This window comes from Mycobacterium sp. 1165196.3, assembly GCF_001673415.1.
In the GTDB taxonomy this organism is placed as follows: domain Bacteria; phylum Actinomycetota; class Actinomycetes; order Mycobacteriales; family Mycobacteriaceae; genus Mycobacterium; species Mycobacterium europaeum_A.
Map to the genome: position 1 here is coordinate 1 of NZ_LZLU01000211.1, position 2,157 is coordinate 2,157.

Genomic DNA, 2,157 nt, shown 5'->3' on the forward strand with positions numbered 1-2,157 from the left:
GCGGTGTTGCGGAACACGGGCTGGGCGTTCTCCCAGGTGGTGTCGCCGGTGGTTGAGTAGCGGCAGTGCCCGATGGCGACGTGGCCCTGCATGGCGCCCAGCGTCTGCTCGTCGAACACCTGGCTGACCAGGCCGAGATCTTTGAAGACCAGCACCTGGGAACCGTCGGCGACGGCGATGCCGGCGGCCTCCTGGCCGCGGTGCTGCAGCGCGTACAAGCCGTAATAGGTGAGTTTGGCGACGTCCTCGCCGGGGGCCCAGACTCCGAATACACCGCATTCTTCGCGGGGTGCGTTGAAGTCCTCTTCGGGTTCTTGGACGGTCACGATTAGGCAGCTCCCCGGGGAACGGTTGGTGACGTAACGGAGTCTACGGGCAGCGCCGCCGCGCCGACGAATCCGCCGGGCGTGTTGCGCGACAAAATGCCAGCGCAAATACCTAAACCTGCAGTTCAGGGTTATGTTCAGCCGAGATCGAACAGCGGCAGCCAGTGTTCAATCTCACCCGCTCGCGAGCCGGAAAGGCGCAGCGCACCGGTGCGCTGCGCCTCGCCGAACGGCAACTCCCCGGTGGCCAGCAGCAGCCAGGTCCGCGGGTCGGTTTCCACCACGTTGGGCGGTGTTCCGCGGGTGTGCGTGAGCCCGGTGATGCACTGCACCGCGACGAACGGCGGGACGCGCAACTCCACGCTGCGCCCGGGCGCCACCGCGGCCAGGGTGCGGGCGGTGAGCCGGACGGCCGTCGCCAATTCCTGCCGCTCGGGCTGCGGACCGGATTCGTCGCGCAGCCACTCCGCGACCGCCAACACGGCCTGCCGGGCCTTGGCCGGATCGGCTTTGTCGCGGGGGGCCATACCCTAGGGTCTCAAAACCATGGAGCCCCGTCGCCCAAGGGCGCGGCCGCCGTACCGTACCGCCGGCCTGGTGACGGTCGTGATCATGGGATTGCTCGGGTCGCTTCTGTACCTGCAATTTCGCGGCGCCCTGACGCCGACCACGAAGTTGACCATGGTGGCCGCCCGGGCGGGTCTGGTGATGGATCCCGGTTCCAAGGTCACTTACAACGGGGTGCAGATCGGCCGAGTGTCCAGCATTTCGGAGACCACGCATGGCGGCAGGCCGGCCGCCAAGATAGTCCTGGACGTCGCCCCGAAATACATCAAGCGGATCCCGGCCAACGTGGTCGCCGACGTCAAGGCGACCACGGTGTTCGGCAACAAATATGTTGCCTTAAGCGCACCGAAACAGCCTGCAGCACAGACGATCACACCGTCTATGGTGATAGATGCAACATCGGTGACCACCGAGTTCAACACCCTTTTCGAGACACTCACCTCGATCGCGGAGAAGGTCGATCCGGTCAAACTGAACCTCACACTCAGCGCCGCCGCCCAGGCGCTGAGCGGAATGGGCGAGCGGTTCGGTGCCTCGCTCGCCGACGGCAATGCCGTCCTCGACGACCTGAACCCCCGGATGCCGGCCCTGCGCAACGACATTCGGCGGCTGGCGGCTCTGGGCGATGCCTATGCGAACGCCTCTCCCGAACTGTGGGACGCGCTGGACCACGCGGTGACGACCGCGCGCACACTCGACTCGCGCCAACGCGAGCTCGATGCCGCACTGCTGGCCGCGGCCGGGCTGGGCAACGCCGGCGCCGACGTCTTGGGCCGCAGCGGGCCATTCTTCGTCCGCGGCGCCGTCGACCTGGTTCCCAGCAGCCAGCTGCTCGGCGAATACAGTCCCGAAATCTACTGCACCATACACAATTTCGACGAAGTCGCGCCGAGAATCCACAACGCGCTGGGCGATAACGGCTACTCGCTGGGCGCCCACGCCTCAGGCGCCATCGCGGGGGCGCCCAATCCTTATATCTGGCCGGAGAACCTGCCCCGCACCAACGCCAGGGGCGGCCCGGGCGGACGGCCGGGCTGTTGGCAGAAGATCACCCGGGAACTGTGGCCCGCGCCGTTTTTGGTGATGGACACCGGCGCAAGCATGGCTCCTTACAACCACTTCGAGGTCGGCTCGCCGCTCGCGGTGGAATTCGTGTGGGGCCGCCAACTCGGTGACTACACCATCAATCCCTGACCATCAGCGGCGCGACGACTGCACCGCCAGCACCGCGATCGCCCCGGCTTCGTTGATGGCCAGGTGCGCC

Annotated in this window: 2 protein-coding genes and 1 pseudogene; 1 reads left to right on the forward strand and 2 read right to left on the reverse strand. The window is 66.8% G+C overall.

The features are described from left to right. Together A5659_RS21675 and A5659_RS21680 are read right to left on the reverse strand one after the other, a co-directional pair. Positions 1-326 (reverse strand): annotated as a pseudogene (locus A5659_RS21675) (amidophosphoribosyltransferase); the annotation flags it as partial. Positions 327-463: 137 nt separating this feature from the next. Beyond that, complete coding sequence (locus A5659_RS21680) at positions 464-853, reverse strand: sterol carrier family protein (RefSeq protein ID WP_066865497.1); 390 nt, start codon at positions 851-853, stop codon at positions 464-466. 19 nt (positions 854-872) lie between these two features. Between A5659_RS21680 and A5659_RS21685 the strand changes: the two genes are divergently transcribed. Further along, a complete protein-coding gene (locus A5659_RS21685) occupies positions 873-2,087 on the forward strand; it encodes an MCE family protein (protein ID WP_067184151.1) in 1,215 nt (404 codons plus the stop codon). Positions 2,088-2,157 lie beyond the last annotated feature (70 nt).